The 25,906-nt window shown below is 39.9% G+C and carries 35 protein-coding genes and 5 pseudogenes; 19 read left to right on the top strand and 21 right to left on the bottom strand.

What is annotated here, in order from left to right:
- Positions 1-169 precede the first annotated feature (169 nt).
- Both K6984_RS25870 and K6984_RS25865 read left to right on the top strand, forming a co-directional pair.
- Entirely contained in the window at positions 170-613 is a 444-nt protein-coding gene (locus K6984_RS25870) for a transposase (protein ID WP_420831719.1), read from the top strand.
- Positions 603-1,085: pseudogene (locus K6984_RS25865) on the top strand (N-6 DNA methylase); the annotation flags it as partial. The gene K6984_RS25870 and the pseudogene K6984_RS25865, both read left to right, overlap by 11 nt.
- Positions 1,086-1,465: 380 nt before the next feature.
- On the opposite strand, the gene K6984_RS25860 reads toward K6984_RS25865, so the two are convergent.
- Complete coding sequence (locus K6984_RS25860; protein WP_221898028.1) at positions 1,466-1,669, bottom strand: hypothetical protein; 204 nt, start codon at positions 1,667-1,669, stop codon at positions 1,466-1,468.
- A 12-nt stretch (positions 1,670-1,681) separates the two neighbouring features.
- On the opposite strand from K6984_RS25860, the gene K6984_RS25855 reads away from it, so the two are divergent.
- Complete coding sequence (locus K6984_RS25855; RefSeq protein WP_221898027.1) at positions 1,682-1,882, top strand: hypothetical protein; 201 nt, start codon at positions 1,682-1,684, stop codon at positions 1,880-1,882.
- A 178-nt stretch (positions 1,883-2,060) separates the two neighbouring features.
- On the opposite strand, the gene K6984_RS25850 is transcribed toward K6984_RS25855, so the two are convergent.
- Genes K6984_RS25850 through K6984_RS25840 form a run of 3 tightly spaced genes read right to left on the bottom strand, consistent with a single transcriptional unit; the run spans position 2,061 to position 3,299 of the window.
- Positions 2,061-2,309, bottom strand: a complete 249-nt coding sequence (locus K6984_RS25850) for a hypothetical protein (protein ID WP_221897512.1) — start codon at positions 2,307-2,309, stop codon at positions 2,061-2,063.
- Between the two features lie 14 nt (positions 2,310-2,323).
- Entirely contained in the window at positions 2,324-3,079 is a 756-nt protein-coding gene (locus K6984_RS25845; protein ID WP_221897511.1) for an RHS repeat-associated core domain-containing protein, read from the bottom strand.
- Positions 3,080-3,125: 46 nt separating this feature from the next.
- Entirely contained in the window at positions 3,126-3,299 is a 174-nt protein-coding gene (locus tag K6984_RS25840) for a hypothetical protein (protein WP_221897510.1), read from the bottom strand.
- 12 nt (positions 3,300-3,311) lie between these two features.
- Between K6984_RS25840 and K6984_RS25835 the strand changes: the two genes are divergently transcribed.
- Positions 3,312-3,449: a hypothetical protein gene (locus K6984_RS25835; RefSeq protein WP_221897509.1), complete on the top strand. Its 138-nt coding sequence runs from the start codon at positions 3,312-3,314 to the stop codon at positions 3,447-3,449.
- Between the two features lie 286 nt (positions 3,450-3,735).
- Here the strand turns inward: K6984_RS25835 and K6984_RS25830 are convergent, their stop codons facing one another.
- Complete coding sequence (locus tag K6984_RS25830) at positions 3,736-3,942, bottom strand: hypothetical protein (RefSeq protein WP_221898026.1); 207 nt, start codon at positions 3,940-3,942, stop codon at positions 3,736-3,738.
- Between the two features lie 12 nt (positions 3,943-3,954).
- Between K6984_RS25830 and K6984_RS25825 the strand changes: the two genes are divergently transcribed.
- The gene (locus tag K6984_RS25825) at positions 3,955-4,122 is read left to right on the top strand and encodes a hypothetical protein (protein WP_221898025.1); all 168 of its coding nucleotides are present in this window, start codon (positions 3,955-3,957) and stop codon (positions 4,120-4,122) included.
- Positions 4,091-4,270, top strand: coding sequence for a hypothetical protein (locus tag K6984_RS25820; RefSeq protein WP_221898024.1), 180 nt, complete (start codon positions 4,091-4,093; stop codon positions 4,268-4,270). Before K6984_RS25825 ends, K6984_RS25820 begins: the two co-directional genes overlap by 32 nt.
- 76 nt (positions 4,271-4,346) lie before the next feature.
- Here the strand turns inward: K6984_RS25820 and K6984_RS25815 are convergent.
- Positions 4,347-4,649: pseudogene (locus tag K6984_RS25815) on the bottom strand (IS30 family transposase); the annotation flags it as partial.
- Between the two features lie 631 nt (positions 4,650-5,280).
- Here K6984_RS25815 and parA point away from each other — a divergent pair.
- From parA to K6984_RS25790, 5 genes and pseudogenes are all read left to right on the top strand, one after another.
- Entirely contained in the window at positions 5,281-5,958 is a 678-nt protein-coding gene (parA, locus tag K6984_RS25810; protein ID WP_087871598.1) for a ParA family partition ATPase, read from the top strand.
- Positions 5,933-6,151 carry a hypothetical protein gene (locus K6984_RS25805; protein ID WP_087871599.1) on the top strand — a complete coding sequence of 73 codons (219 nt, stop codon included), beginning with the start codon at positions 5,933-5,935 and terminating at the stop codon, positions 6,149-6,151. The genes parA and K6984_RS25805 overlap by 26 nt, the downstream gene beginning before the upstream one ends.
- A gap of 235 nt (positions 6,152-6,386) precedes the next feature.
- Entirely contained in the window at positions 6,387-7,448 is a 1,062-nt protein-coding gene (locus tag K6984_RS25800; RefSeq protein WP_230988294.1) for a hypothetical protein, read from the top strand.
- Positions 7,449-8,647: 1,199 nt separating this feature from the next.
- Positions 8,648-9,332, top strand: a pseudogene (locus tag K6984_RS25795) (IS6 family transposase).
- Positions 9,333-9,813: 481 nt separating this feature from the next.
- Entirely contained in the window at positions 9,814-10,719 is a 906-nt protein-coding gene (locus K6984_RS25790) for a hypothetical protein (RefSeq protein ID WP_221898022.1), read from the top strand.
- Here K6984_RS25790 and K6984_RS25785 read toward each other — a convergent pair.
- The 3 genes from K6984_RS25785 to K6984_RS25780 are packed head-to-tail and all read right to left on the bottom strand — an operon-like array spanning position 10,716 to position 12,797.
- Positions 10,716-11,363, bottom strand: a complete 648-nt coding sequence (locus K6984_RS25785; RefSeq protein WP_230988295.1) for a hypothetical protein — start codon at positions 11,361-11,363, stop codon at positions 10,716-10,718. The two genes, K6984_RS25790 and K6984_RS25785, sit on opposite strands and share 4 nt — an antisense overlap.
- Complete coding sequence (locus tag K6984_RS31725) at positions 11,293-11,553, bottom strand: DNA adenine methylase (RefSeq protein ID WP_230988293.1); 261 nt, start codon at positions 11,551-11,553, stop codon at positions 11,293-11,295. The genes K6984_RS25785 and K6984_RS31725 overlap by 71 nt, the downstream gene beginning before the upstream one ends.
- Positions 11,550-12,797 carry a type II toxin-antitoxin system RelB/DinJ family antitoxin gene (locus K6984_RS25780; RefSeq protein WP_221898021.1) on the bottom strand — a complete coding sequence of 416 codons (1,248 nt, stop codon included), beginning with the start codon at positions 12,795-12,797 and terminating at the stop codon, positions 11,550-11,552. The genes K6984_RS31725 and K6984_RS25780 overlap by 4 nt, the downstream gene beginning before the upstream one ends.
- Before the next feature lie 144 nt (positions 12,798-12,941).
- On the opposite strand from K6984_RS25780, the gene K6984_RS35045 reads away from it, so the two are divergent.
- Positions 12,942-13,070, top strand: coding sequence for a hypothetical protein (locus K6984_RS35045; RefSeq protein ID WP_263458596.1), 129 nt, complete (start codon positions 12,942-12,944; stop codon positions 13,068-13,070).
- A gap of 195 nt (positions 13,071-13,265) precedes the next feature.
- On the opposite strand, the pseudogene K6984_RS25775 reads toward K6984_RS35045, so the two are convergent.
- The 4 genes and pseudogenes from K6984_RS25775 to K6984_RS25760 all read right to left on the bottom strand — a co-directional run.
- Positions 13,266-13,406 (bottom strand): annotated as a pseudogene (locus K6984_RS25775) (transposase); the annotation flags it as partial.
- Between the two features lie 238 nt (positions 13,407-13,644).
- Positions 13,645-14,637: an IS30 family transposase gene (locus tag K6984_RS25770; RefSeq protein WP_221898020.1), complete on the bottom strand. Its 993-nt coding sequence runs from the start codon at positions 14,635-14,637 to the stop codon at positions 13,645-13,647.
- 215 nt (positions 14,638-14,852) lie between these two features.
- Positions 14,853-15,629 carry a hypothetical protein gene (locus K6984_RS25765; RefSeq protein WP_221898019.1) on the bottom strand — a complete coding sequence of 259 codons (777 nt, stop codon included), beginning with the start codon at positions 15,627-15,629 and terminating at the stop codon, positions 14,853-14,855.
- Complete coding sequence (locus K6984_RS25760; protein WP_221898018.1) at positions 15,629-16,243, bottom strand: AAA family ATPase; 615 nt, start codon at positions 16,241-16,243, stop codon at positions 15,629-15,631. The genes K6984_RS25765 and K6984_RS25760 overlap by 1 nt, the downstream gene beginning before the upstream one ends.
- Before the next feature lie 51 nt (positions 16,244-16,294).
- Between K6984_RS25760 and K6984_RS25755 the strand changes: the two genes are divergently transcribed.
- Positions 16,295-17,461, top strand: a complete 1,167-nt coding sequence (locus K6984_RS25755; protein WP_087870166.1) for an IS3 family transposase — start codon at positions 16,295-16,297, stop codon at positions 17,459-17,461.
- A gap of 49 nt (positions 17,462-17,510) precedes the next feature.
- On the opposite strand, the gene K6984_RS25750 is transcribed toward K6984_RS25755, so the two are convergent.
- From K6984_RS25750 to K6984_RS25725, 7 genes are all read right to left on the bottom strand, one after another.
- A complete protein-coding gene (locus tag K6984_RS25750) occupies positions 17,511-17,942 on the bottom strand; it encodes an AAA family ATPase (RefSeq protein WP_221898017.1) in 432 nt (143 codons plus the stop codon).
- A gap of 126 nt (positions 17,943-18,068) precedes the next feature.
- Positions 18,069-18,413: a hypothetical protein gene (locus K6984_RS25745; protein ID WP_221898016.1), complete on the bottom strand. Its 345-nt coding sequence runs from the start codon at positions 18,411-18,413 to the stop codon at positions 18,069-18,071.
- Positions 18,410-19,060 (bottom strand): AAA family ATPase, encoded by a 651-nt coding sequence (locus K6984_RS25740; RefSeq protein ID WP_221898015.1) that lies wholly within the window; start codon positions 19,058-19,060, stop codon positions 18,410-18,412. The genes K6984_RS25745 and K6984_RS25740 overlap by 4 nt, the downstream gene beginning before the upstream one ends.
- A gap of 367 nt (positions 19,061-19,427) precedes the next feature.
- Positions 19,428-19,631 (bottom strand): integrase core domain-containing protein, encoded by a 204-nt coding sequence (locus K6984_RS36670; RefSeq protein WP_420831718.1) that lies wholly within the window; start codon positions 19,629-19,631, stop codon positions 19,428-19,430.
- On the bottom strand, positions 19,586-19,771 hold the full coding sequence (locus tag K6984_RS31720) for a hypothetical protein (RefSeq protein ID WP_230988291.1): 186 nt from the start codon (positions 19,769-19,771) through the stop codon (positions 19,586-19,588). Before K6984_RS31720 ends, K6984_RS36670 begins: the two co-directional genes overlap by 46 nt.
- 18 nt (positions 19,772-19,789) lie before the next feature.
- Positions 19,790-20,809 carry an IS3 family transposase gene (locus tag K6984_RS25730; protein ID WP_221898014.1) on the bottom strand — a complete coding sequence of 340 codons (1,020 nt, stop codon included), beginning with the start codon at positions 20,807-20,809 and terminating at the stop codon, positions 19,790-19,792.
- 109 nt (positions 20,810-20,918) lie between these two features.
- Positions 20,919-21,299 (bottom strand): N-6 DNA methylase, encoded by a 381-nt coding sequence (locus K6984_RS25725; RefSeq protein ID WP_420831717.1) that lies wholly within the window; start codon positions 21,297-21,299, stop codon positions 20,919-20,921.
- 361 nt (positions 21,300-21,660) lie between these two features.
- Here K6984_RS25725 and K6984_RS25720 point away from each other — a divergent pair, with 361 nt between their 5' ends.
- Positions 21,661-22,959, top strand: a complete 1,299-nt coding sequence (locus K6984_RS25720) for a transposase (RefSeq protein WP_221897670.1) — start codon at positions 21,661-21,663, stop codon at positions 22,957-22,959.
- A gap of 347 nt (positions 22,960-23,306) precedes the next feature.
- Here the strand turns inward: K6984_RS25720 and K6984_RS25715 are convergent, their stop codons facing one another.
- Positions 23,307-23,504 carry a hypothetical protein gene (locus tag K6984_RS25715; protein WP_221894617.1) on the bottom strand — a complete coding sequence of 66 codons (198 nt, stop codon included), beginning with the start codon at positions 23,502-23,504 and terminating at the stop codon, positions 23,307-23,309.
- A 314-nt stretch (positions 23,505-23,818) separates the two neighbouring features.
- On the opposite strand from K6984_RS25715, the gene K6984_RS25710 reads away from it, so the two are divergent.
- From K6984_RS25710 to K6984_RS25690, 5 genes and pseudogenes are all read left to right on the top strand, one after another.
- Positions 23,819-24,607: a DUF6444 domain-containing protein gene (locus K6984_RS25710; protein WP_221898013.1), complete on the top strand. Its 789-nt coding sequence runs from the start codon at positions 23,819-23,821 to the stop codon at positions 24,605-24,607.
- Between the two features lie 79 nt (positions 24,608-24,686).
- Entirely contained in the window at positions 24,687-24,881 is a 195-nt protein-coding gene (locus K6984_RS25705) for a hypothetical protein (RefSeq protein WP_221894419.1), read from the top strand.
- Positions 24,832-25,140, top strand: a pseudogene (locus tag K6984_RS25700) (IS66 family transposase); the annotation flags it as partial. The gene K6984_RS25705 and the pseudogene K6984_RS25700, both read left to right, overlap by 50 nt.
- 92 nt (positions 25,141-25,232) lie before the next feature.
- Complete coding sequence (locus K6984_RS25695) at positions 25,233-25,391, top strand: hypothetical protein (protein ID WP_221893723.1); 159 nt, start codon at positions 25,233-25,235, stop codon at positions 25,389-25,391.
- 39 nt (positions 25,392-25,430) lie between these two features.
- A partial coding sequence (locus K6984_RS25690; protein WP_221898012.1) for a winged helix-turn-helix domain-containing protein occupies positions 25,431-25,906 on the top strand: 476 nt, incomplete at its 3' end.

The following is a 25,906-nucleotide window of genomic DNA, read 5'->3' as shown; positions in this document are numbered from 1 at the left end:
AAATTCAATTGCGACTCTGGTTGAGTCTATCCCTTTTGACTCCCGCCATGAGATCAATACAGGGGTTGAAGCATACAGTGTGTACGAAAACAAGGGCATCAAATTTAACGTGGTGGATTACCGTGATCCAGAAACCGGAAAACTTCACCGGTTTGTGACAACCTTGCCAATGACTATTAACCCTGGAACCATTGCCATGCTGTATTTCAAGCGATGGACGATTGAAAAGACATTCAATAACACTAAAAGTAATTTCAAGGAAACTAAAGCTTGGTCTTCCAATACCCGCTCACTTGAAAATCAAATGCGCCTGACTGCAATGAGCTATAATTTAATGCGCGTATTTGAAGAGATTTCAAAAACACAACAGCCAGAATTGATTCATCCATCGGATAAAAAATATAGCGAGGCTCTGGAGATAAGGCAGCAACAGGCTCAAAAACGAGATCGTTTTGTGAATCCATTATTTTTCCAGGCAAGAATATCTCGTATCAGCTCGTATACCATTCGGGCAGTTCAAAACGCAATAATAACAGGAATGTCTTTACAGTGCTTTATGAGCTCTCTTGTGGCGAGGTTAGTTTCACGGCCTCAATTGATAGGGGAACACTGATGACATTCGTACTAAGCTACTTAAAGACTGCCATATCGATACTGTTATTGGTTTGCCTGCCAATCTGTTTTTCTCAACAGGGATTCCTGTATGTATTTTGGTGCTAAAAAAATGCAAAAAGCACGATGATGTGTTGTTTATTAATGCCAGTGAATATTTTGAAAAAGGCAAACGTCAGAATCGATTACGTGATGGTAAAGATGGCCAGCCAAATGATATTAAAAAAATAGTCGAATGTTATCAATTCAGAACTGAAGAAGTGAGATATTCCCGGTGTGTAAACATGCGTGAAATTGAAAAAAATGATTTCAACCTGAATATTTCACGTTACGTTAGTACGGCAAAGCCAGAGCCTATCATCGACCTAAAAGAAGTTCACAATGATTTAACATCCTTAGAAGAGAAGGTTTTGACAGCAACCAAAACGCATAATACATTTCTCGAGGAACTAGGATTGCCAGCTTTACCCTAGATAAATACATAGTCTACAAGGTGCTAGATGGCCTTTTCTGGGGTTCTGTCGCAAAACCCAAAACCAGCCTATTACCTACGATCATAAGATTAAATTTCAGCCAAAGAAGGTTCGCATGTTCAACTAAAAAGGGTGTGACTTTTCAAGTGATTATTCTCGCGAATGTCATATGGTACCTGACTTTCCCACTAGTTTATCGGATGGCCTGAGAAAGTTTTTCTCCTAGAGGATTTCTTATCCATTGGTTGCATAAAAACAGGTTACAGTTGATTATCACACAAATATTTATTTTTTGCGACAGAACCCTCGCCACTCATCGCGTGGTGAAGTGGGTGAAAAAAATGGGGATTCGAGAGTTTCTTTCTTTTGTCAAAGGAACCTTAACCGGCCCGTGGATTAGAAACGATTGGGCCGCACAGTTTTTGCGGCAACCTTCCGAATTTCACATCGAACGCTGTCAGCCCCGGACGGGCTGATAGTCTCCAGAAGGCGCAGGGAAATTTGCCAATCCGAAGTGCGCGATAGCGCGCGAGGGAGGCCAAAATTTTATCCCGAATAGCCGTAGAGCCATTTGTGGTAGCCATGACTGAGCTGCTTTGTGCTCAGTCTGTGGCGGACGCAGGGCGGCTGGAGCATCTCCTATTCGCTGCGTAGGTGAACGAATTACGGCGACAGGAGTCCCGGAATTTCGTGAGGTAGCATGGCGCGCCTGTAATTTCTTTGTGTACTTGTATTTTCAGAGGGCGAACAGTCCTTTTAGGAGGAGTGCGCCTTGCGTTTGTACAAATCACATTTAATAGACGATTCCCCTCATCATTGGTGAAATCCGCAAATAACATAGAGCACAATAAGATGATCTATGAGGAAGAAGTTTTGCATGCTATAAGACACCGGAATATTGCAAGGTTCATGCGTCAGGGCTGGCTGGACAGAACCCTTCAAAAAGGTGCGGGGGAGTCCCTACTTTTTCGAAAGCTATCCAGAAAAATATTGAAACTCATTGCATGGGTCTTTCAATTCTACAATATCGTTTATTGACAATTCAATTTTTGTTCCGTTTTTGTAACAAAAATCACTCTTAATAACACTACTGATCGTCGCCATGACTACATCATCACAATCATAAATAGATTCATCTACCATTTCAAAGTCGTACAATAAATATTCGTCATTATTTCTTAACTTGACCAAAACATCTTGTCCGTCTTCAAAATCTTCCAGCATAGAAGATAGATCAATCATCGATTATTCACCGTATAACCATCACCATCAGGGCGATAGTGCTTCACCTTTTTTGGCCTTCCTACGCTATAAGAACCATCGCCCTTTGGTCTATACGTTGGACCTTTTCTCGTCGTTGTACCTACCCCAACAATTTTCCCAGAACCATCCCTACCCGTTCTAATAGTTTTCAACTTTAAACCCTTACTTTCTTTTCGAAACTGATCCTTTGCAGCGTCTCTAGCAGGGATATTTACACGCTTTGTGGCATTAAAAACTTTAGTAACACCTGCCGGTAAGCCAGGTATTGCTAACGCGAATAGGTCAGCACCTAAATCGGAATAACCTGATGAAACAGCATGTTGATTATTGTTAAGATAGCCATAAGAAATTTTCCCTATATCATAGATGACATTAGCCACATCCCACAGAGTGTCAACGCACTCCCCACTAGGGTCAATAAACTTCAGTGGATTATTATGCGCATAAGCATACATATTCTGAGACTCAGGCACGGACATATAGCCAGAGAAAGGGTCTCTTGATATAAAACGTCCAATTTCAGGATCGTAGTATCGGGCTCTCAGGTAAATTAACCCAGTGTCGCTTTCGGCTTGCTCGCCAGCATACTTAAAATCATTACTGTGGACTTCCGTACTACTAACTTCTTCGCCAAAACTTCCGTATTTATAGCGATTACGCGTCTTACCTAAACGGTCTTCTGTAGAAGTTACGTTTCGCCCTGGAGCGTCATATAAACTGAAGTTTCCCAATTATTGAGTAGCTGAAATACACAATGCTGGTGTATCGAGGTTTATTTTAGGTGGTTTTGCCATGTTTATAGCAAACCCCTACTTCATTCGCTGTCAGCCCCGGACGGGCTGATAGTCTCCAGAAGGCGCAGGGAAATTTGCCAATCCGAAGTGCGCGATAGCGCGCGAGGGAGGCTAAAATTTTATCCCGAATAGCCGTAGAGCCATTTGTGGTAGCCATGACTGAGCTGCTTTGTGCTCAGTCTGTGGCGGACGCAGGGCGGCTGGAGCATCTCCTATTCGCTGCGTAGGTGAACGAATTACGGCGACAGGAGTCCCGGAATTTCGTGAGGTAGCATGGCGCGCCTGCCCCTTAGGCAATAGCATTTGAAACGAATGAAAAGACTATTTTTTTCATATAGTTGTAGCATAGTTTCAATTTTACCATAAATAATTATTGGGAAACTTCAGTCATATAAATAGTATTGACTTTTATCTTCCTCAGCCGCGTCCCAGTCGTATGTGGCTGTACGACCAATGCCATAACTGTATCGGCGTTTTACTCTGTAGTTATTATCGGTTTCTAAAGCAACTTGAGATTGGGGAGTCGCTATTTTTGCGAAAGCTTGTTTTGGGCATCCCAGCCCAAGCAAGCAGCAAAAACTTAACGCGACCACTTATGCCTCCGGCGGCCCCGATTCGTCCTCGTCACCTCGTCCCGACCCAACAAGGGGTCGGAACATAGGCTCCAAATGACTTGACGCCGTGCAGGCGCGCCATGCTACCTCACGAAATTCCGGGACTCCTGTCGCCGTAATTCGTTCACCTACGCAGCGAATAGGAGATGCTCCAGCCGCCCTGCGTCCGCCACAGACTGAGCACAAAGCAGCTCAGTCATGGCTACCACAAATGGCTCTACGGCTATTCGGGATAAAATTTTAGCCTCCCTCGCGCGCTATCGCGCACTTCGGATTGGCAAATTTCCCTGCGCCTTCTGGAGACTATCAGCCCGTCCGGGGCTGACAGCGTCGGATGGCCTTTTATTTTGTCTCCACCTTCGCTAACGCTCAGACTCCGACAAAACAACGGCCCTACGGCTATCGCGGACTAAAAATCATCACTTCGCTTAGGCTACGTTTCCCTGATTTTCAGCGGGTGCAAAATCGTCTTTTTGATTTTGCACTTTTTGTATCTTTTTTAAAAGATAACTAAAAACGTTCGTATGCGAAGCATAGAACTCTATAAAAATTTATTTCTTAGTTTAACTTTTAAAATAAATTCCCTGAATTCAAGTCATAAGTGCATAGCCCATTAATTTTTTAACATCTACTCCTGTTAGCTCTTCAAAAACTTCATAGGGTGTTTTAAATTTCAGGCATTTTCTCGGTCTGCTGTTTAATTTATCAACCGCATCAAGAACCTGTTTTATTGTGATATTAAGCAACTCCATTGCTTTCGTAAAGTACTGGCGTAACAACCCATTAGCATTCTCATTTTGACCGCGTTCCCATGAGTGATATGGCTTTGCAAAATAGGTGTTGCAATCCAGCTCTTTTGCCAATATTTCATGGAGAGTAAACTCTTTTCCACTGAAGTTTCCCAATTATTGAGTAGCTGAAATACACAATGCTGGTGTATCGAGGTTTATTTTAGGTGGTTTTGCCATGTTTATAGCAACCCCTTACTTAATTCCCCTTAGGCAATAGCATTTGAAACGAATGAAAAGACTATTTTTTCCATATAGTTGTAGCATAGTTTCAATTTTACCATAAATAATTATTGGGAAACTTCAGTTTTCCATTAACAGGACGCTTCTTTTTATGAAATTCTTTCTCTAATTCAGGTGCATAATTTATCACCCACCGATTAAGGGTGCTGTGGTCAACATGATAGCCTCGTTCTTCAGCCATTTCCTCAAGATTGCGATAACTGAGTGGATAAGCCAAGTACCATCTGACATTTAGGAGAATCATTTATTTTTCAAAATGGCGCCATTTAAAACTAAGCATATGAACCTTATTTTATTCGAATTGAGACTCATGATAGCAGATAACGCGGAGAAGCGAACTTTATGCGACAGACCCCACGGAAGACTATTTGCTTTTCAAAATCTGAAAAAATGCATGATATTGTGATAGGTTTATTGCATTCTTTGACAATAAGAGTAAAGTATCTTTTACTCAATTGAGTAAAAGAATATTAACACAAGAGAGGTTTTTATAATGCCTATAATTTCAATATTAAACCCTAAAGGCGGGAGTGGTAAAACTACCCTAAGCACTAACTTTGCAAGGGCTTTGCATGAGCGTGGTTTGTCTGTTCTTATTGTAGATAGTGATCCGCAAGGCAGCGCGAGAGATTGGCACGCAGCCGCAGAAAATAACCCCTTGCCTCTTATTGCATTGGATAGAGCTAAAAACATGAAAACTCTTTTTAGTGTAGGGGCTTCTTATGATTATGTGATTATTGATGGAGCGGCAAAGCTTGAGGATATGATAGCGGCAGGAATAAAAGCGGCTGATTTTGTTTTAATACCTGTACAACCAAGCCCATACGATATATGGGCGGCTTCTGATTTGGTCGAGTTTATCAAAGCGCGGCAGGAAGTAACAGACGGAACGCCGAAAACATCCTTTGTAATAACCCGTGCAATAAAGCGTACAAAATTAGGTCGAGAGATCGGGGAGGCATTAGCAGAATATGGCCTACCTGTTTTTGATAATTGTATCATGCAGCGGCAAGCATACCCCCAGACAGCCGCCGAAGGTTTAACGGTTTATGATTCTGGAAATAGGGCGGCTATGGACGAAATGAACGCCCTTACAGATGAATTAATTAATTTTATTGCAACACCATCAAAGGAGGGCGCAGAAAATGGCACTATCATCAAAACGGCCTAGTAAGGGTGAAGAAGCCAAGGCCAAAATATTAGAAGATATTAAGGGCGAGGGCAGAAAGAAAAAGAGACTTAATGCAGATATAGAAGAAAATCTATATAAAAGAATTAAAGTTAGAGCCATAGAAGAGGGGCGCACCGTGTCAGAAATTACCCGTGAACTATGGATTACTCATTTGAGTAAAAAGATAAATTAGCATTTACTCATTCAAGTAAATACACTCTTATTCTTTTGAGTTTTTTGTACTGGTTCAAAAATGAGCATTGAACCGAAAATGAACCAATAAAAGGAGGTCATAGCATGATTGAATTTTCAAAGGCATGTGTTACGCAGCTTGAAATAAAGGAAGCTGTACTTATACCTTAAATTATGATGGAAGCGACCCGCGATATTTTGATAAAGGGAAAAAGTTTGGCAAGGGGAAAAAGAAAATGGCAGACACCAAGAAGAAATCAGCTAAAAAGAAAGCTGTAGAAAAGGTAATAAAAAAACCGCCAAGTAAGGCTATTAAAAGCGTTCAAATGGATTTGTTTAGCCAGTTTATAACAAATGATCTTGAAAGCGTTTCAAATACGGTTGAACTTTGGGAGAGTATACCCAAGTATTTTTTTACCCCTGCACAAGTTGAGAAGTTACGCACACCAACAGGCCATGCAGACCCCTATGAGCAGCCTTACACCTTTAAGGATATAGATTGTACTATAACCATTCACCCCGCTTTAATAAAGCAGGAGAACGGCGGCTATAAGGCATTTTTCCCAAGTGTGACTGAGGAACTTATAGAAGAAACACTTAAAAAAATTCTTACTGATAAAAATTACGGAATACATGACCCCACGAAGTCTGAAACATGGGTAAAATTCACCTTGTATATGGTTCAAAAGGAACTCAAGAAACGCGGTAAAACCCGCAACCTTAACGAAATAAAACAAGCCATACAAGTTATGAGTCTTTGCATGTTGACGCTTTCTAAAGGCAAAAAAGAGTTATGGAGAGGGGCAATACTGCAAGACCTTGTGACGGTTGACCGCGAGGAATATATAGAAGATACAGGAGCGTTACACGCCGCCCGATTACCGCTTTTTATATCCCATGCAATCGACAAACTAGAATATCGGCAGTTTAATATTGACCGTCTTATGAGTTTAAACACCCAGCTTTCTAGGTGGCTTTATAAAAGATTTGTGCATCATTACAAATACGCAAGCATGACAGAAACCCATCATTTTATGTTTTCGTTCGTAAAAAATTCAAGCCGTTTTCTCGCAGGCAAAACCGAACGCAACAATCGCAAAAAAATGATTGATGCACTAAACGAACTCAAAAGAAAAGGCGTTTTAATGTTCCATGAAGTGCAGGAAATTAAGGAAGGCCGAAAAATCGTAGATGTAAAATATACGGTGACGGCTTCACTTGATTTTTGTAGCGAACAAAAAGCCGCTAGTGCCGCAAAGAAAAAACGGGAAGCTATCCTTGTGGATAAGTCAAAATAAACATATAGGTATGCCGTGCAGTAACATATAGGTATGCCGTGCAGTAACATATAGGTATGCCGTGCAGTTCGTTTTTAGGCTGAATTATGACAAGAAAAAAGACATATTGCAGCGCACAAACATATAGGTATGCCGTGCAGTTAGACAAAAAACATATAGGTATGCCGTGCAGTTCGTTTTTTCAGACTGAATTATGAATAATAAACATATAGGTATGCCGTGCAGTTAATAGCAAACATATAGGTATGCCGTGCAGTTAAAAAATTATTTTTAATATAATTAATTGAAATATAAAGATATTTTTACTTGTCAAAACCCCCTATCCTTTCCTTTATTTAACCTTTTATATTTAACCTTGTAAAAGTGCCTTGTGGATAAATTAAAGCAATTTTAAAAATCTGCGTTTATCATCGTTCCCAAAATATCCAAAAATTGTAAATGCAATGATTTAGTATAAATATCCATAGGTTGTACCTGACAGTAACCCTAGTCTTTGATTATAAAAGGATTATAGGTATAGTACAATCTATATTAGGTTGCACACTAAATAGCGTTTTATTATGAAGTTTAAAAAGTTACTTCCTCCCTAGGGCAAAGAGTCCCCAGAATGCTGTTGCTTGTTGCAATAAGCCAACTCTTTATTTTGAAATGGTTTACCGTTTAATCTTTGTTTTCTGTAACAGCTATAACAAACCACATACCCACAATGATAGTCAATCGCTTATTGGTGGGCATGTAAGCCCCTTAAAGACCCGCAAAAACCTTTAGCGGGTATGTATGATAGGGGGTAGCTGTTAAAGCGCCTTAGCGAAGAGCTGGCGCGCCCAAGATAGAAGATTACAGATACGATAAAAAAGTTACTTACCCTCTGGGCTTAATTTGTTTCAGGTCGAACCAATGAACCGTAAACGAACCATTCAATCAAGGAGGTCATAGCATGATTGAATTATCAAAGGCATGTGTTATCAACTGCAACCTGCAAACTCTTTGCCATTCGTTGCGATCTAGCCACATAAAGAGCCATGTGGGGCGACACACACCTCAAGGGTTATAAGGGTGTATTTTTGTGATAAAACGCCTGTATACGCCACTAGGTTTGCTTTTCCTGACCACGCCTTTTTTATGGTTCTGTCGCATAAATCCCCCTTCCCGACGTTATCTGCTATCATAATTCTCAATTTCAATAAAAGGTAGATCAGATGCTCAGCTTCAAAGGCACTCACTTTCAAAAAGATGTCATTCTTTATGCTGTTTTCTTTTATGTCAGGTATGGCGTTTTCGTATCGCGCCCTTGAAGAAATTATGGAAGAAAGAGGTGTTGACGTGGATCATGCTACGCTCAATCATTGGGTTATCCGTTATTCTCCTGCCATTGCTGTAAAAGCTAAATCTCAGAAACGAGAAACCAATAAGTCGTGGCGCATGGATGAAACGTATATCAAAGTGAAGGGTCAGTGGACCTATTTATACCGAGCTGTTGATAGTCACGGAGATACGCTTGATTTCATGCTTTCTGAGCACCGTGATGAAGAGGCTGCAACCGCATTTTTCAAACAAACGATTAACAATAATGGCTTTCCTGATAAGGTCCTTATGGATAAAAGTGGCGCTAACTATGCAGGATTATCCAATATTAACCTCTTGTTAATCCTCGCTGGGTTTGCCACTATGATTGACATATTACAAGTTAAATATTTGAATAACATCATCGAACAGGATCATCGCTTTATCAAAAAAATAACAAAACCGATGATGGGCTTTAAAGCGTTTCACTCCGCCCAAGCAACAATTGATGGAATTGAAACGGCACATATCATCCGAAAGGGGCAATTGTCTGAGGAAAATATTCCTGCTTATAAGCAGTTTATGGCTTTAGCAGGATAGTTATGCCTGAAGACCAGGAGCTCTGCGCTTTTGATAATTATTGCGACAGAACCATTTGTTATGCATAAAGGAAAATCATGGCACATCCCACAGGTGAGAGGCAGAGATGAATTAGATGTTGCTCCCAACTTAGACCGTGTCAATTATTACAGGAATGATTAATGGAATTGATGAATCAACCTTTTAACGGGCAGCTAGGTAACCAGCTGATAAAGCTGCTCGATTCACCTATCTATCACACTTTAAATATCGTTGTCGCCTTTGCAAAGAACAGTGGCGTCCTTAGAATTAAGGGTTCACTTGAAAAGTTTAGGAAAAGAGGTGGGAAAGTGAATGCTTATGTAGGTGTTGATCTTAGTGTGACCTCATACGAGGCTCTTACTAGCTTACTACTTTGTACTGATTCACTAAATGTTGTGCACGCTGAAAAAGTCAAACATTCCATACAAAAATTTACCAATTTTTAGGTAAAGAAAAAGGAATGATAGTTGTTGGATCACATAATCTGACTGGCGGCGGTCTATGGACAAATTTTGAGAGCTCAGCACATATTCCGGTAGATATGTCGAATTCTAAAGATATTGAAATGTTGAGTGTCCAGGAGAGCTACTTCAAGAGTTTAGCTTCTCTTCAAGATTCGATCATGCCTATAGTTGCAAAAGACGATGTAGAAAAACTTCTTAAAAATGGATATATAGCTAAGGAGGTGAGCCAGCAGGTACGTTCAGAAAAAGCTGCTAAAGAAGCTGAGAATCGTGAGCGTTTATTCGGCAATGGTGTTCGCGCACCGTTCCCCCATGTCGGCATACAAAAAAAAGAAACAGCGGCAGCACCCTCTGAAGCCTTGACGGGTCAAGTACCTGTGTCTCGTTATGACGATAACGAGACTATTTGGTTTGAAACCAGAAAATTAACTGGCGGATCACGGAATATTTTGGATTTATCGATGAGATCTCTAGTTGACCGTGGTGAACCAAAAGGGACTGCTTTTGATCTTGGAGAGTCAGGTTTCATGCGAGGTGGGGTCGAGTTTTTTGGTGTTCCTCCTACATCTACAGATATTCAAAAAGACATTACTCTCAATTTTGAAGGTGTTGACTACGTTGGAAATACCATACTTTTTCCTTCAGGAAATAACGCTAACGGAACATGGCGCCTACAGATTAAGGGAGTTAGTTCTTCGGATGAGAAGATCACTGATGCGTTTAGATCCAAAGGTGAGAATCATTACTTGGTAAAGAAAGTAGTCACCTTTACCAAGGTTGAAGATGACTACTACTCCATATCTGTATATCCAGATTCTGAGATTGAAGATTTCGTGAAGGCTTCAAGAATTTTGGCTAGGAATGGCTCCACGAGAAATGCAAAGCGACTAGGGTTGCTTTAGAAGCGACTCAGCCATTCTTGGTGTTTTCCTTTTCTAGCCCCACTAATACCACCTTTTGCTCCTCCAAATGTGAGCATTAAAGATTTGTCGTTCAACGGAACGCCTTCTGAAACAAACAAAGGGTTTTGGTTAATTTCACGAAATTGGTTTATAAAATATGTAAGATCAAAATTGAATCCATACTTCGTCGTGCTTTTATAGGGAGGATCAATATACACCACTGCATCACTAGAAATAGAGGTGCTTAGGATTGTCTTAATATCCATGTTGATTGCATTTACCCCTTTCATTCCATTTACCAGGGAATCTATTCGTCGACGTAGTTCAGTTGGGCCTGGCTGCATTGGGTTAGCTGGGCTACGGCGCACGCTAGTGGCCGTGGGTTCCCAGTAGTCACGGAAACAAGCGTTAGCCCAGCATTCTCCTTTGAGCCAAATTTGTTTTCCTCCAAAGGAATTAGCCTGTAGCAGAGGGTAAAGCTCTATTGCTTCTTCTCTCACTGGAAGTGCTGATAAGGCTAACATATGAGTTTTGTAGTCGCGTTTATCGCTCGGTAACTCAGACAAAAAGCGATCAAAAGCGTCCATATTGAATGTACCTGAGCCGATAGCTGACCAAAAAAAAACCCCAAGTGCTGATGTCAAGCATCCAAATACGTGATGGTTCGACACCTCTGTTAACGAGCTCAATGGACACCGCGCCAGACCCGCAGCATAGATCATAGAATCGAGAATTATGGTTGGGAGCAGCTTCGAGTAGGTGGTCGACGACTTGAGCAGCTATCCGTTGCTTGCCGCCTTGATACGAACAGGGTACGCGCAACAAACTGCTCATAAGGATTTTCTGCGGATCAAAATTCTAGCATATGCTCGTCGTCCGTTAATCATACCTACACCGCCTCTGTCTTCTGGGTGTTTCCGATAATTAACTTCTGAAAGGGTCTTGGACGATACGTTAGTGCGTGCATTACCGTTTGCAAGCATAATAATCTCAAACTGATTTGGACTGTACTTGTCGAGGAAGGTAATAGGTACTCCCATTACACCTTCGTAGTCCATAGGAATATTTTGGATTCGTCCAACCTCGATAGCATCGTAGTTTTCGTAAAACGGATATTCATCTTTGTCATAAAGGCGGGTCAATTCTAAGGAGGTATTCGGACTGCAAGCCTTCAGGTTAGTGAACCAGCGGATGCCCTTGACCCGGATGAATCGCCGTCCATTATCATCTATACCACATCCGGTGGCGTTTAGTGGATAGCTATCAGGAACATAAAATTTGCGATCCCCGGAGCGAATGGACTCTCCATACCAGACTTTATTGTCGCGGAAGAGAGGGAATATCTCCTTAGTTGTTGTAGCATTCATGTTTCCGAGAATAATAAATTTTTTTTTGTGGCTTTCCAATAGGTCGAGATACTCCCTGAAGAGACTAAAAGGAGGGTTGGTGGTTACTATATCAACTTCTCCTAGTAAAGCTTTGCATTCGTCCGACCGGAAGTCTCCATCACCAGCGAGATGTGCGAGATAGTTGCCTGACATAGAAAACAAAGACTCTAAATCCAGCGAGCCATCAGGTCTCACAATAGTATCATCAGGTACCTCTGTCACTACCGCTTTATAAGCACAAGTTCCGCCTTCTAGTGGATATTCTTTTCCTGCTAAAGAGGATCCTGCATAGCAGGTGGATGTTAGACTAATTAACTTTAACCGGTTGAAATAAATTATAAAAAAACGAAAAAAAGCCGATTCAAAAGGATCGTCACAGTTACAAAGTATGGACTTGCCCTTTAGTAGTTTTCCGTGATTCAATATTTCCTTTTCCACATCTCCGTACTCGGTATAGAATTCATCCTTTTTGACTATGAACGCGTGATTAAGCTTTGCATTTCCGGAGTTTGAGTTTGGCTTAGGGCGATTGCTCTTTATATCAAATGGTATGGTGCCCTCGCGAATCACCGCTTTAAGAAAGGTATTGATTGCAGCGGACATACTTATGCCGATGTCGTCGAACACCTCACCAGCCCGTTTTTTTACATCTGGATCGATACGTATTGTGGTGGTGGGTTTGGTAGGCATATTTGGATCTCCTATAGTGAAGTACAATGTAGCACAAAGCATAGTGGAATGCAATGTAGCACGCATTAAAGGGGCAATTTCGACACTTCTTCGATCCAAACTGTAACCTGTTTTATGCGACCAATAGTTGGGGAGTCGCTATTTTTGCGAAAGCTTGTTTTGGGCATCCCAGCCCAAGCAAGCAGCAAAAACTTAACGCGACCACTTATGCCTCCGGCGGCCCCGATTCGTCCTCGTCACCTCGTCCCGACCCAACAAGGGGTCGGAACATAGGCTCCAAATGACTTGACGCCGTGTCGGATGGCCTTTTATTTTGTCTCCACCTTCGCTAACGCTCAGACTCCGACAAAACAACGGCCCTACGGCTATCGCGGACTAAAAATCTTCACTTCGCTAAAGCTCCGTTTCCCTGATTTTCAGCGAGAGAGACTGGCGACTGAAAGTCGGTATACAGGGAAAATGGCACTGTTATTTCAGCTCTCCATACTCTGTTTTAAAATTGTCATTCGAGTTGGCTTCAAAATGGTGATAAATATAATTCTTTATCATTTCATCAGTCATTTGCCCTACCGTGACACAAAAGTAACCCCTAGCCCAAAAGTGCTTCCCCTAGTACCTATTGATTTCAAATGCTTCGCAAGTTTGCCTTACCAACTCTCTTAAACCAATACCTTCGCCAAAATAAGAATACACTCATTTTTATGATTTTTACAGCCTATAAGAGATTGATTTATATAGGTATAAGATCATCATTTTTGGCTTAAATAAAATTTGGCGAAGGTATTGTTAAGCCCCATCTAATATCACCTTTTAAAACTTGGTATCTGTATTTTGTTACCCCCTGAATTCAATTCATAAGTACATAACCCAATAAATTTTTCATATCTATCCCAGTCAGCTCTTCAAATACCTCATAAGGTGTTTTGTAATTGAGACACTTTTTAGGGCGACTATTTAGCTTATCAACGGCTATAAAAACCTCTTTTATCGTAACATCAATCAACTCCATTACTTTAGGGAAATACTGTCTTAATAAGCCATTAGCGTTCTCATTTTGCCCTCTTTCCCAAGAGCTGTAGGGAGTCGCAAAATACGTATCACAGCCTAGTGCTTCTGCTATTTTTTCATGCAGGGTAAACTCTTTCCCGTTATCAAAAGTAATTGTTTTAACAAAGCTTTTTATAGGATCAAGCATTAAAATAGTTGCGTCTAATACATATTGAGCCTTTTTCCCCGCTAAAGGGAAGGCCAACCGTAATTTAGAGACTCGCTCATCCAACGTTACAATCGCCCCTTTGTGATTTTTCCCAATGATTGTATCTGCCTCCCAATCACCTATACGCTTACGGTTGTTGACCTCTTCAGGACGCTCATCTATATCGACTCTATTAGGGATTCCTGTCCTATTATGGGCTGACCCATACCGCTTGCGATAGGTTTTGTTCTGATGCCGAAGATGCTTGTATAGTTCACCCCCTGCCTTTTTGTCCGCCAGAATATGCTGGTAGATTGTTTCATGATGAAGACTAATTATACCTTCTTGTTTTAACCGCCCTGCAATCTGCTCAGGACTCCAGTCATCCTCAATGCGAACATTAACAATGCCTTTTATTTCATCCGTTAATTTAACCTCTTTAGGCTTGTTTTTGTGTCGTTCTTGGGCAAAATCTTCTGCTTGTTTATGCCTGTAGCCTCTTTGACCTGTATTGCGTTTAATCTCGCGTGAAATATTGCTTTGGCTTCGTTCTAAGGCTTCTGCTATTTTATTCTGTGAAGTTCCCTTTTTTAATTCAATTTCTATATAATATCTTTCTTCAGGACATAGGTGTGTATAGCTCATTTGTAGCCTCTGTAAATTGTTTGGTAGCTGTTTACTTTACACCTATGTCTTGTCTTAATTCAACAGGTGTTAGTCTAGCCAATACTTGCAGAGGGTTATGCACTTATTATACGAATTCAGGTTCTCTAAAAACTAACCCTTAAATTTTTAGGGCTTTCTTTAGAACCCTAAAAGTCCTAAAGAACCTAAAGAAAAGTCGAAATATCTGGCTTTTGCTACACCGTTTTTGTGTTTACAACCCGTCCATTTTCGATATTAATGCCCAAATTCAATAATAAATCTGCATCTTTTTTTAGTTCTCTATGTCGATTTTTTAATTCATTACTATTTCCGATATCAACACCAACTCTTTCTAGAAGATTATCCAAAAACCATCCTCCATTAGGAGTACCTTTATGTGTATATATATGACGAACAAGCCCCTGACTAACACCCGACAACCCCACAAGTAGATGCGGATCATAGTACATTGGTATATCCGTCATCATTATCTCTTTGTATGTCTTTGTAAGCGTGACTTTCCAAAAAAACCTTTTCTTACCATTTAGCTTATTTATTACACTTCTTTTCGAGGGTTCAATCCGAACTAAAATACCATCTAACAAAAAATAAGGTGTTTCATTATCATCACGATTAATATGTAAAGTAATCACTGCTGACTTCAAATCCTCAACCTTGTCCATTAAGGTCGATTGTGAATAAGGAGTTCCGTCTTTTCCCATGGATTTTCGTATCACATACGGATCAACTAAAACAATTAAATCACCCTCCTCTGTCTCATACCCATCAATAGCATTCGAAGTGATTGCCTCGATGAGATCTGCATGTACCTGCCCGAGTTTTCCTTTTACTTCCGCTCTTCCCCATGAAGTTTTAAAATCACGATGCTTATATTTAGGCCTACGAGTAGATTCAAACAAAATTAACCTGGAAATATGAACATTACTAGTTGGAAATAATTGTTTTTTAGCTATTTTTCTTAAATCTATCATTACCAGTCCCTCTTATCTCGACTGGATTTAAGTCCAAAAGCTGTTTTCGCTAACGATGAAACTTTTTTAACAATATTTAATTTAGTCTCAAAAAGTACGCCTTCACCTTCCCGCTTTAACCACGCATCAGGTACGCCTTCTGCGTAATTAATCTTGGGGAGACCGATATTTACATATTTTTTAGATTCACCATCGTCATAACTTATATTCATTTCTTCAGCTTCATTTTTTGACATATGCCGCATCCGGGCAACCCATCGGCAATTATCAACAATCGCAGAGGCTCCCCTAATCGCTGAAGCCCCAGCATCAGGGTCATTTTGACCGTGTTTATTTTCATGATGAACAATTAAAACAGCAGCACCTGTTTCTGAAGCAAGCCACTCAAAAAACCTTAATACTTTCGCCATAGATCCATTACCATTTTCTTCTGAATCATGACATCTTCTTAATGTATCAAAAACAATCAAACGAACATGTTTTACTGATTTTGCAATAGATATAAACGTATCTGTATACTCGTTTAGATCACCATTTTTATCTAAAATACTAATATTTTTACCGGATAAAGCATAGTATTTATAATCCCCCAGCAAATCCAGACAAGAAATCAAAGCAATCTTATTCCAAATTAGTTACTATTTGTAAAAAATTGGAGTATTAAAATGAGCAGAAAAAGAACGGTCTACAGTGCTGAATTTAAAAGCAAGTTGGTATTAGAAGTTTTAAAGAATGAAAAAACACTGCAAGAAATTGCCAGTGCAAATAACATCACACCTAAGAACCTACAAAACTGGAAAAAAATATTCTTAGACAATGCAGAAATAGCAATGGAGCCCTCCAAAGCCGTTAAAGATTACAAAGAGGATCTATTAGCAGCTCAAGAACAAAATGAGATGCTCACAAAAATCGTAGGAAAAATGACGGTTGAAAAGGAGTGGCTCGAAAAAAAGCTAAAAAGCTTGGACTCATCTGATAGAAAACAGTTGATTGAGCCCAAGCTTAACACTCTACCTCTAACACAGCAGTGTGCATTATTAGGATTAAATAGAAGCAATCTCTATTACAAAAAAAGAGAGAATAAAAAGAAAGAAGAGATCAAAACTCAGATTAATCACATTTTTAAAGACATCCCTATTTATGGTGCGGCTAAAGTACACCAGCAGTTGCTTGAAGGTGGTTTTAAAGTCAGTTTAAACACGGTGGCGAGTTATCGGCAGCAGATGGGCTTGAAAGCCGTATTAGCGGTAAAACAAGTCAATACAACGATCCCCATAAAAGAACATAAAAAATATACTTATAAGCTTAGAGATCTTGATATATCACACGCTAACCAAGTTTGGAGTACAGATATAACCTATATTAAAACCAAAGAAGGGATGGTTTATTTAGCGGCGATTATTGATTGGCACTCAAAAGCAGTGCTCGCCCATAAAATATCAAACACAATGGATTCTTTTTTAGTTATGGATGTATTAGATGAAGCGCTTTCTCTCTACGGAACACCTGAAATTTTTAATACGGATCAAGGCAGTCAATACACCAGTGAAATTCATACCCAACGACTAAAAAACAAAGGCATTACTATTTCTATGGATGGAAAAGGACGAGCAACGGATAATATTTGTATTGAACGGTTTTGGCGAAGTGCAAAATGTGAGCGTATTTATTTAAATGAATATGGTTCAATTAGAGCGTTAATAGAAGATGTTGATGACTATATTGAGTTTTATAATCATCAACGGTTTCATGAAACCCTGGACTATAAAAAACCAATGAATGTATATAGAGAAAGTATTTTAGCTAATGAACAGCAGAATGAAGCGGCTTAGGAATATGGAATAAGGATTGTTGAAAAATCTGTCTTGACTCTTTGGGGTGCTATAATTCAATATTCTCTAAAGCGTCATTAACCCAAGATTCATCATATTTATATGATGCATTGAACTCTCTTTCTCCATCTGTATTTATTACTCCATTTTCTTTAATATTTTTTTTATATTTTAAAGAAATGGATCTAATTCTCTGATGTAAAATAGATTCTGGATCTTCGAGATTAAAATAAAGAACTTGCCCACCACTTTTTACCTTTGCAGGCCCCCCCAACCCAAAATCGCAAGACCCTCCAACAGCTACTTGCATAACAGCTTGTGTTACCCAAAAAGTCTTACCAACCCCTCCTGCCCCTGCAAGCAAACCAACCGAACCAACAGGAAGCGCAGGCAATACATAATCAATTTTTCCTGGTTCATTTTCACTCATCGACAAGAGATCGGCTGATTTCCAGTCAAAAATAACTTTATTTTTTTTCATATTTTTCTATATTATTTAAATTTCTAAATTAGAAATCATATTTCAGCAATAACTAAAAATTTTTATAAATATTCAAATACAGTTAATCTAATATTTTTTGAATATTCATTGAAAGTTATTATAACATTATGTATCTAGCTCCCTCTCTGCCAATTCAGAAATTGCAATCCTAATGATTGCTAGCCTCGGTATCCCTTTTTTCTGTTTTAATTCATCCAAAAGATCAATTTCATCCTTTGTAAACCTCATTGAGATCGCTTTAAAATAACGAGTTTTTTCATCTTTTTCTTTTCTTTTTCTCTCTTCATCAATTTTTCGTGTAGCTACTTTTTTTCGCTCCTCATCAAGCTTATCAACCTCTTCTATTTCTTCTTTAGATTTTTCAGCGCCTTCAACAAATTTATGAACTTCATCCTCTGTAAATTCTTCTTTTGTTAACTTCGAGGCCGCTTTCTCGCTTGCCTTTTTCATCCCAAAACCTCACTTTTTAAATCTAAAATTTCTTTTTTAGCTTTTCTTATTGACTCACTCGATAAAGTAGACTCTACAACACCCAACCCGTCACTGACACAATCTCGATAAATTTTTCGATCACAAATAATTGTATCCAACAATTTAATTTCTGGAAATTCGATTAAAAATTCTTTCGATTCGTTAATTTCATTAATCACAGGGTTAGTCGGACAAAGAGAAAGAACCGCACAAACTTTCAAATTCGGATTAATTATTTTTGATTGCTGAACGATTTTAAGTAACTCAGGAATTGTATCGAGGTCCAGTTGCGATGGTCTTAAAGGAATCAATAACACATCAGAAACAACCATTGCTGAACGCATTTCCTCTGAATCTCTCCCCGCGGGGTCAATTAATACTAGCTCATATCGAGAATCCAGATCTTCTATTGTTGACGCAATATTATTATGCTTTTCGACACAATGAACTTGGGGTGCGTCGGGTTGACACGTAGAACGCTCAAGAGCCCACGACGCACTTGATGACTGTCTATCAGCATCAATAATTATTACATCCAGACCATCATGCGCGAGAGCAACCGACAGATTCATAGTAATCGTCGATTTCCCCGACCCACCCTTCCTTCCAGCTATCAATATTTTCATTTTAACTTCCTTCATTTAAATACTATAATAATATTATTTGAATATTCATTTAATATTATTATAGTATACATTATTTTTATTCCATCACAAAGAAAATAATAGATAAATTGTAAACATTGCCAACTGAACCACACTTTATTTTAGTATTTAATTAATGTTTTTTGAATACTCAAAAAACATTAAAAACAGCAGACCCAAGAATCATCTCAAAAAAACCACTCAGAAACGCCTTAAAACCTTAATAAAACAACGCTATTTATAAATAAAAACTACGTTATTATTTTTTATAATTCGCGTGATTATAATATAAAACTATAGCACCCCAAAGAGTCAAGACAGATTTTTCAACAATCCTTATTCCATATTCCTAAGCCGCTTCATTCTGCTGTTCATTAGCTAAAATACTTTCTCTATATACATTCATTGGTTTTTTATAGTCCAGGGTTTCATGAAACCGTTGATGATTATAAAACTCAATATAGTCATCAACATCTTCTATTAACGCTCTAATTGAACCATATTCATTTAAATAAATACGCTCACATTTTGCACTTCGCCAAAACCGTTCAATACAAACGCTGTCAGCAGCCCCGGACGGGCTGATAGTCTCCAGAAGGCGCAGGGAAATTTGCCAATCCGAAGTGCGCGATAGCGCGCGAGGGAGGCTAAAATTTTATCCCGAATAGCCGTAGAGCCATTTGTGGTAGCCATGACTGAGCTGCTTTGTGCTCAGTCTGTGGCGGACGCAGGGCGGCTGGAGCATCTCCTATTCGCTGCGTAGGTGAACGAATTACGGCGACAGGAGTCCCGGAATTTCGTGAGGTAGCATGGCGCGCCTTTGTTTTTTAGTCGTTGGGTATGAATTTCACTGGTGTATTGACTGCCTTGATCCGTATTAAAAATTTCAGGTGTTCCGTAGAGAGAAAGCGCTTCATCTAATACATCCATAACTAAAAAAGAATCCATTGTGTTTGATATTTTATGGGCGAGCACTGCTTTTGAGTGCCAATCAATAATCGCCGCTAAATAAACCATCCCTTCTTTGGTTTTAATATAGGTTATATCTGTACTCCAAACTTGGTTAGCGTGTGATATATCAAGATCTCTAAGCTTATAAGTATATTTTTTATGTTCTTTTATGGGGATCGTTGTATTGACTTGTTTTACCGCTAATACGGCTTTCAAGCCCATCTGCTGCCGATAACTCGCCACCGTGTTTAAACTGACTTTAAAACCACCTTCAAGCAACTGCTGGTGTACTTTAGCCGCACCATAAATAGGGATGTCTTTAAAAATGTGATTAATCTGAGTTTTGATCTCTTCTTTCTTTTTATTCTCTCTTTTTTTGTAATAGAGATTGCTTCTATTTAATCCTAATAATGCACACTGCTGTGTTAGAGGTAGAGTGTTAAGCTTGGGCTCAATCAACTGTTTTCTATCAGATGAGTCCAAGCTTTTTAGCTTTTTTTCGAGCCACTCCTTTTCAACCGTCATTTTTCCTACGATTTTTGTGAGCATCTCATTTTGTTCTTGAGCTGCTAATAGATCCTCTTTGTAATCTTTAACGGCTTTGGAGGGCTCCATTGCTATTTCTGCATTGTCTAAGAATATTTTTTTCCAGTTTTGTAGGTTCTTAGGTGTGATGTTATTTGCACTGGCAATTTCTTGCAGTGTTTTTTCATTCTTTAAAACTTCTAATACCAACTTGCTTTTAAATTCAGCACTGTAGACCGTTCTTTTTCTGCTCATTTTAATACTCCAATTTTTTACAAATAGTAACTAATTTGGAATAAGATTGCTTTGATTTCTTGTCTGGATTTGCTGGGGGATTATAATCCTAGTTCCTCGAGAAAATGTATTATGCGTTTGTGGTTGCTGTCAAAACCTTCTCTTCTAAGGATGTTAAATCATTGTGAACTTCTTTTAGGTCGATGATAGGCTCTGGCTTTGCCGTACTAACGTAACGTGAAATATTCAGGTTGAAATCATTTTTTTCAATTTCACGCATGTTTACACACCGGGAATATCTCACTTCTTCAGTTCTGAATTGATAACATTCGACTATTTTTTTAATATCATTTGGCTGGCCATCTTTACCATCACGTAATCGATTCTGACGTTTGCCTTTTTCAAAATATTCACTGGCATTAATAAACAACACATCATCGTGCTTTTTGCATTTTTTTAGCACCAAAATACATACAGGAATCCCTGTTGAGAAAAACAGATTGGCAGGCAAACCAATAACAGTATCGATATGGCAGTCTTTAAGTAGCTTAGTACGAATGTCATCAGTGTTCCCCTATCAATTGAGGCCGTGAAACTAACCTCGCCACAAGAGAGCTCATAAAGCACTGTAAAGACATTCCTGTTATTATCATCAGTGTTCCCATTGAAAGAAGAAGTACCTAAACAAAGCAGCCTATAACCTACCTGAAGGTAGCACCACTCGAATATTTCCATCTTTTTGATTTTAATCACTTATAACAGCAAATAGACACTCTGTAGGCACCGTAAAAAAACAACAAATAATTTCAAATAAAGCTTGCAATTGCCGAAAAAAATTTCCGTTTTAATCACCTCATAAACGGATATCACCCATGCTTAAAGACCTACCACTCTCTGAACATATTCACCAACACTGCAATGAAAGTATGGAACGTGCCCTGTTAGCAGAGCGTCATCCTTTGTGGGCTCGTTCATGCCCAGAGTTGAAGGATATCGACTTTATTCGCCTTGGGTTATTACGCTGTATCAGTGTAGTCGATAGTGGTCGCCATTTCCTCCAAACCAATGAACAGATTTATGGCCAGCTGCTTCCCCACTCAACGTATTTTAAATCACTGAAGTCGCATAGACGAACAAGTATGCTTGAGGCATTTGAACAGCAGAGCTACCATCTTCACTCTGAAACACTGCTATCGCAAGACATTGATTATCTTAAAGCATTACCGGAACTTGACGAATACACCATAGAAGCAGCGGATGGACATTTTATTGATCATGCCTGCCGTACTGAAAAAAACAGCAAGGGGAAAGTTTATGCGGCCGGGGGGATTTACGCGTTGAATCTCAGAAGTGGGTTGCTCAGATTTCTTTGTCTGGTGACAAACGGAACTCAGAGGCATCAAGAAATACCTGTGTTACGAGATCATATTGAAAAGCAAAACAAGGGAAATAACAGCTCTCAGAAACATCTCTATGTCTACGATAAAGCCGTCACCGACTTTGTCTGGTGGGATCGGCAGAAACTACATGCTAATTACATGATTTCAATGCTAAAAGAAAATTCAATTGCGACTCTGGTTGAGTCTATCCCTTTTGACTCCCAGCATGAGATCAATACAGGGGTTGAAGCATACAGTGTGTACGAAAACAAGGGCATCAAATTTAACGTGGTGGATTACCGTGATCCAGAAACCGGAAAACTTCACCGGTTTGTGACAACCTTGCCAATGACTATTAACCCTGGAACCATTGCCATGCTGTATTTCAAGCGATGGACGATTGAAAAGACATTCAATAACACTAAAAGTAATTTCAAGGAAACTAAAGCTTGGTCTTCCAATACCCGCTCACTTGAAAATCAAATGCGCCTGACTGCAATGAGCTATAATTTAATGCGCGTGTTTGAAGAGATTTCAAAAACACAACAGCCAGAATTGATTCATCCATCGGATAAAAAATATAGCGAGGCTCTGGAGATAAGGCAACAACAGGCCCAAAAACGAGATCGTTTTGTGAATCCATTATTTTTCCAGGCAAGAATATCTCGTATCAGCTCGTATACCATTCGGGCAGTTCAAAACGCAATAATAACAGGAATGTCTTTACAGTGCTTTATGAGCTCTCTTGTGGCGAGGTTAGTTTCACGGCCTCAATTGATAGGGGAACACTGATGCTAAATCATCCGAATGTTCAGCAGTCTACATATCAAAAAATAGGCTTTGGCCTACGAAACTGACAACTCGTGTGGACTAAAGCCTACTCCCCATCGCTAAAAACTTTTCATTGTCACTGTAACCTTATCGAATATTCAGGCATCTAACGGTTAACTAAAACCCACTGGACTACTAATCCAGCAATACCAGGAGATATCCATATGAATATTAAAGCAGGCATGTTATCAGGCTTTTTCGCCACCATAGTATTATCCACTGAAGTTTCCCAATACAGGCGCGCCATGCTACCTCACGAAATTCCGGGGTAACTACTCAGCGTACGCTTAAAATCAGGGAAACGGAGCCTAAGCGGAGTGATGATTTTTAGTCTCTGGTAGGCGACAGGGCAATTCGCTGATCCGAAGTGCGCTAGTAGCGCGCGAGGGAGGCAAGAATTGCATTCCGAATAGCCGTCCAGCCATTTGAGGTAGACTTAACTGAGCAGGGTTTTGTGCGTAGTTGAGTAGTTGAGACGGACGCAGGGCGACCAGGGCATCTCCCATTCGCTGCGTAGGCGAATGAATGTTGGTGACAGGAGTCCCAGAATGTTGTGAGGTAGCATGGCGGGCCTGAATAATTAAAAAAGTTCTTGACAGGGTTTTAGTCTGGTTTTTGTGATTTTTAGTAAACTGCCCAACAGTCGATTAATCCACGCTTTATTGCTTCTATCGCTATAGTCATCACAAAATGTCCCCTTAAACATCTACGACCTCGAAGAACTTTTTTATTCGCCTTACAATCGCTTAAAACAAGGAAAATTCGGGATTTAAAACCCATGAGATAATAAGCCTGTCCTTAAAGCAATACAGGTTACCCTTTGAAAATAGACTTCATCGATGTTGATTCCGCAATCAGTCATGCCAAACAGTTACTTGAAACTGAGCGTGATATATCGCCTGCGCTAAAATCAGCACTGGAAGTGATTCTATTATTAGTCACGGTATTACTCAATGGAGTGACACTGAACAGCAAAAATAGCAGTAAACCACCTGCAAGTGATCCCAACCGTAAAAAAGGGAATCGAAAAAAATCAGATAAGCCTTCTGGCGGACAAAAATCGCATGTCGGCACGACACTTCAAGAAATAGATGACCCGGATGAAATCGAGATCATTACCATTGATCGCCGTACCTTGCCAAAAGGGCGATACACGGCAGATGGCTTTGAAACACGCCAGGTATTCGATATTGATATCTCAAGGGTAGTGACAGAATACCAGGCGCAACGGTTGATAAATGGAAAAGGTCAGTGTTTTATCGCTCCTTTTCCAGATGAGGTTACTAAGGCTGCGCAATATGGTAATGGGATAAAAGCCCATGTGGTTTATCTTTCGCAATATCAGTTATTGCCCTACAACCGAATACAGGAGTATTTCGCTGATCAATTAGGTATGCCGATTAGTGAAGGCTCTATCTATAATTTCAATGAACTGGCCTATGAGAAGTTGGCTGGGTTTGAAACTATCAGTAAAGAACACTTAGTCGAATCAGCGTGCATTCATGCGAATGATGCCGTCAATGAAGCAGGTGGCATGCTACTACATAAAGAAGCAGAAAACAGGCGCGCCATGCTACCTCACGAAATTCCGGGACTCCTATCGCCGTAATTCGTTCACCTACGCAGCGAATAGGAGATGCTCCAGCCGCCCTGCGTCCGCCACAGACTGAGCACAAAGCAGCTCAGTCATGGCTACCACAAATGGCTCTACGGCTATTCGGGATAAAATTTTAGCCTCCCTCGCGCGCTATCGCGCACTTCGGATTGGCAAATTTCCCTGCGCCTTCTGGAGACTATCAGCCCGTCCTGGGCTGACAGCGATGGAAGGTACAATACAGAGAATTACTTGGCAAAGCGGAGATCGAATGCCCACCACCCGATAAGCCTAAAGAAGTAAAACGGGAGCGAATAAAACGCAGTAAAGCTAGAAACTTACTGGAAAGGCTGATTAATTATGAAGAGGATGTCTTGCACTTCATGACAAATACCTGGGTGCCATTTACCAATAATGCCGCAGAAAATTCGATTCGGATGACCAAGGTTCAACAGAAGATATCCGGCTGCTTTCGTAGTACCAAGGGTGCAGAGATATTTTGTCGTGTCAGAGGGTATTTATCAACGTGCCGTAAACAAGGTCTATAGACTTTCAGAAAATTAATTTCCGAACAAACAAAAACGACAGAGGGGAAACTGGCTTATAATTTTCGTCCCAACACTAACGGAAACAGTCAAAAATGGTATCCCTCACTTTTTCAAAGTCAATTGTAGACCGACTAAAAAAAAATATGGCGACAGCTCTCAAGCTAAGTAATATTTGTTTATATCGATTAACTCAAGCTCTACTCTGGTTCAGTGAATGCATGGGAATCAAAGAAATAGCACGCCTAATGTGAGTCTGTGAAAAAACCATTATAAATTGGCTGAAAACATTCATGCATAAAGGTGTCGGTTGGTTAATAGGGCAACACTATCAAGGACGTGGTCGGAAGTCAAAGTTAACTAAAGACCAGAAAAATAAATTGGTTGAGTTGATAAAGAAAGGCCCAGAAGACAATGGATTTCATTGTGGAATATGGAATACTGCGATGATTGCCGAGCTTATTTGGTTAAAATTTGAAGTTCGTTATAACTTGAACTATTTATCAAGCCTAATGAAAAAACTGGGCTTCAGTTATCAAAAAGCTCGTTTTGTGACTGATCGCCAAGAAGAAGAAAAGTACGAGCTTGAAAGAAAAACGTGGCTGGAAGAAACATTGCCTGCCATTATGGAAAAGGCGGTAGAAGAAAAGAGTGTCGTTTTATTCGGTGATGAGGTGTCATTTGCTATGTGGGGTTCATTGGCACGAACCTGGGCTCCAATAGGAGAGCAACCCACAGTGAAAACATCAGGGATTCGAAAAGGGTTGAA

The sequence above is a fragment of the Bathymodiolus japonicus methanotrophic gill symbiont genome (assembly GCF_019721995.1).
Taxonomy (GTDB): domain Bacteria; phylum Pseudomonadota; class Gammaproteobacteria; order Methylococcales; family Methylomonadaceae; genus Methyloprofundus.
The sequence above is the reverse complement of the archived record's forward strand: the minus strand, read 5'-3'. Positions and strand labels throughout refer to the sequence as shown.

Coding starts and splice junctions, on each gene's coding strand:
- K6984_RS25870 (WP_420831719.1), top strand. CDS start 170: ATGACTATTAACCCTGGAACCATTGCCATGCTGTATTTCAAGCGATGG.
- K6984_RS25860 (WP_221898028.1), bottom strand. CDS start 1,669: ATGGCTACCACAAATGGCTCTACGGCTATTCGGGATAAAATTTTGGCC.
- K6984_RS25850 (WP_221897512.1), bottom strand. CDS start 2,309: ATGCTGGAAGATTTTGAAGACGGACAAGATGTTTTGGTCAAGTTAAGA.
- K6984_RS25840 (WP_221897510.1), bottom strand. CDS start 3,299: ATGGCTACCACAAATGGCTCTACGGCTATTCGGGATAAAATTTTAGCC.
- K6984_RS25825 (WP_221898025.1), top strand. CDS start 3,955: ATGGCTACCACAAATGGCTCTACGGCTATTCGGGATAAAATTTTAGCC.
- K6984_RS25820 (WP_221898024.1), top strand. CDS start 4,091: ATGGCCTTTTATTTTGTCTCCACCTTCGCTAACGCTCAGACTCCGACA.
- parA (WP_087871598.1), top strand. CDS start 5,281: ATGCCTATAATTTCAATATTAAACCCTAAAGGCGGGAGTGGTAAAACT.
- K6984_RS25805 (WP_087871599.1), top strand. CDS start 5,933: ATGGCACTATCATCAAAACGGCCTAGTAAGGGTGAAGAAGCCAAGGCC.
- K6984_RS25800 (WP_230988294.1), top strand. CDS start 6,387: ATGGCAGACACCAAGAAGAAATCAGCTAAAAAGAAAGCTGTAGAAAAG.
- K6984_RS25790 (WP_221898022.1), top strand. CDS start 9,814: ATGATAGTTGTTGGATCACATAATCTGACTGGCGGCGGTCTATGGACA.
- K6984_RS31725 (WP_230988293.1), bottom strand. CDS start 11,553: ATGAGCAGTTTGTTGCGCGTACCCTGTTCGTATCAAGGCGGCAAGCAA.
- K6984_RS25780 (WP_221898021.1), bottom strand. CDS start 12,797: ATGCCTACCAAACCCACCACCACAATACGTATCGATCCAGATGTAAAA.
- K6984_RS25770 (WP_221898020.1), bottom strand. CDS start 14,637: ATGAGCTATACACACCTATGTCCTGAAGAAAGATATTATATAGAAATT.
- K6984_RS25765 (WP_221898019.1), bottom strand. CDS start 15,629: ATGATAGATTTAAGAAAAATAGCTAAAAAACAATTATTTCCAACTAGT.
- K6984_RS25755 (WP_087870166.1), top strand. CDS start 16,295: ATGAGCAGAAAAAGAACGGTCTACAGTGCTGAATTTAAAAGCAAGTTG.
- K6984_RS25750 (WP_221898017.1), bottom strand. CDS start 17,942: ATGAAAAAAAATAAAGTTATTTTTGACTGGAAATCAGCCGATCTCTTG.
- K6984_RS25745 (WP_221898016.1), bottom strand. CDS start 18,413: ATGAAAAAGGCAAGCGAGAAAGCGGCCTCGAAGTTAACAAAAGAAGAA.
- K6984_RS25740 (WP_221898015.1), bottom strand. CDS start 19,060: ATGAAAATATTGATAGCTGGAAGGAAGGGTGGGTCGGGGAAATCGACG.
- K6984_RS31720 (WP_230988291.1), bottom strand. CDS start 19,771: ATGGCTACCACAAATGGCTCTACGGCTATTCGGGATAAAATTTTAGCC.
- K6984_RS25730 (WP_221898014.1), bottom strand. CDS start 20,809: ATGAGCAGAAAAAGAACGGTCTACAGTGCTGAATTTAAAAGCAAGTTG.
- K6984_RS25720 (WP_221897670.1), top strand. CDS start 21,661: ATGCTTAAAGACCTACCACTCTCTGAACATATTCACCAACACTGCAAT.
- K6984_RS25715 (WP_221894617.1), bottom strand. CDS start 23,504: ATGGGAGATGCCCTGGTCGCCCTGCGTCCGTCTCAACTACTCAACTAC.
- K6984_RS25705 (WP_221894419.1), top strand. CDS start 24,687: ATGGCTACCACAAATGGCTCTACGGCTATTCGGGATAAAATTTTAGCC.
- K6984_RS25695 (WP_221893723.1), top strand. CDS start 25,233: ATGGTATCCCTCACTTTTTCAAAGTCAATTGTAGACCGACTAAAAAAA.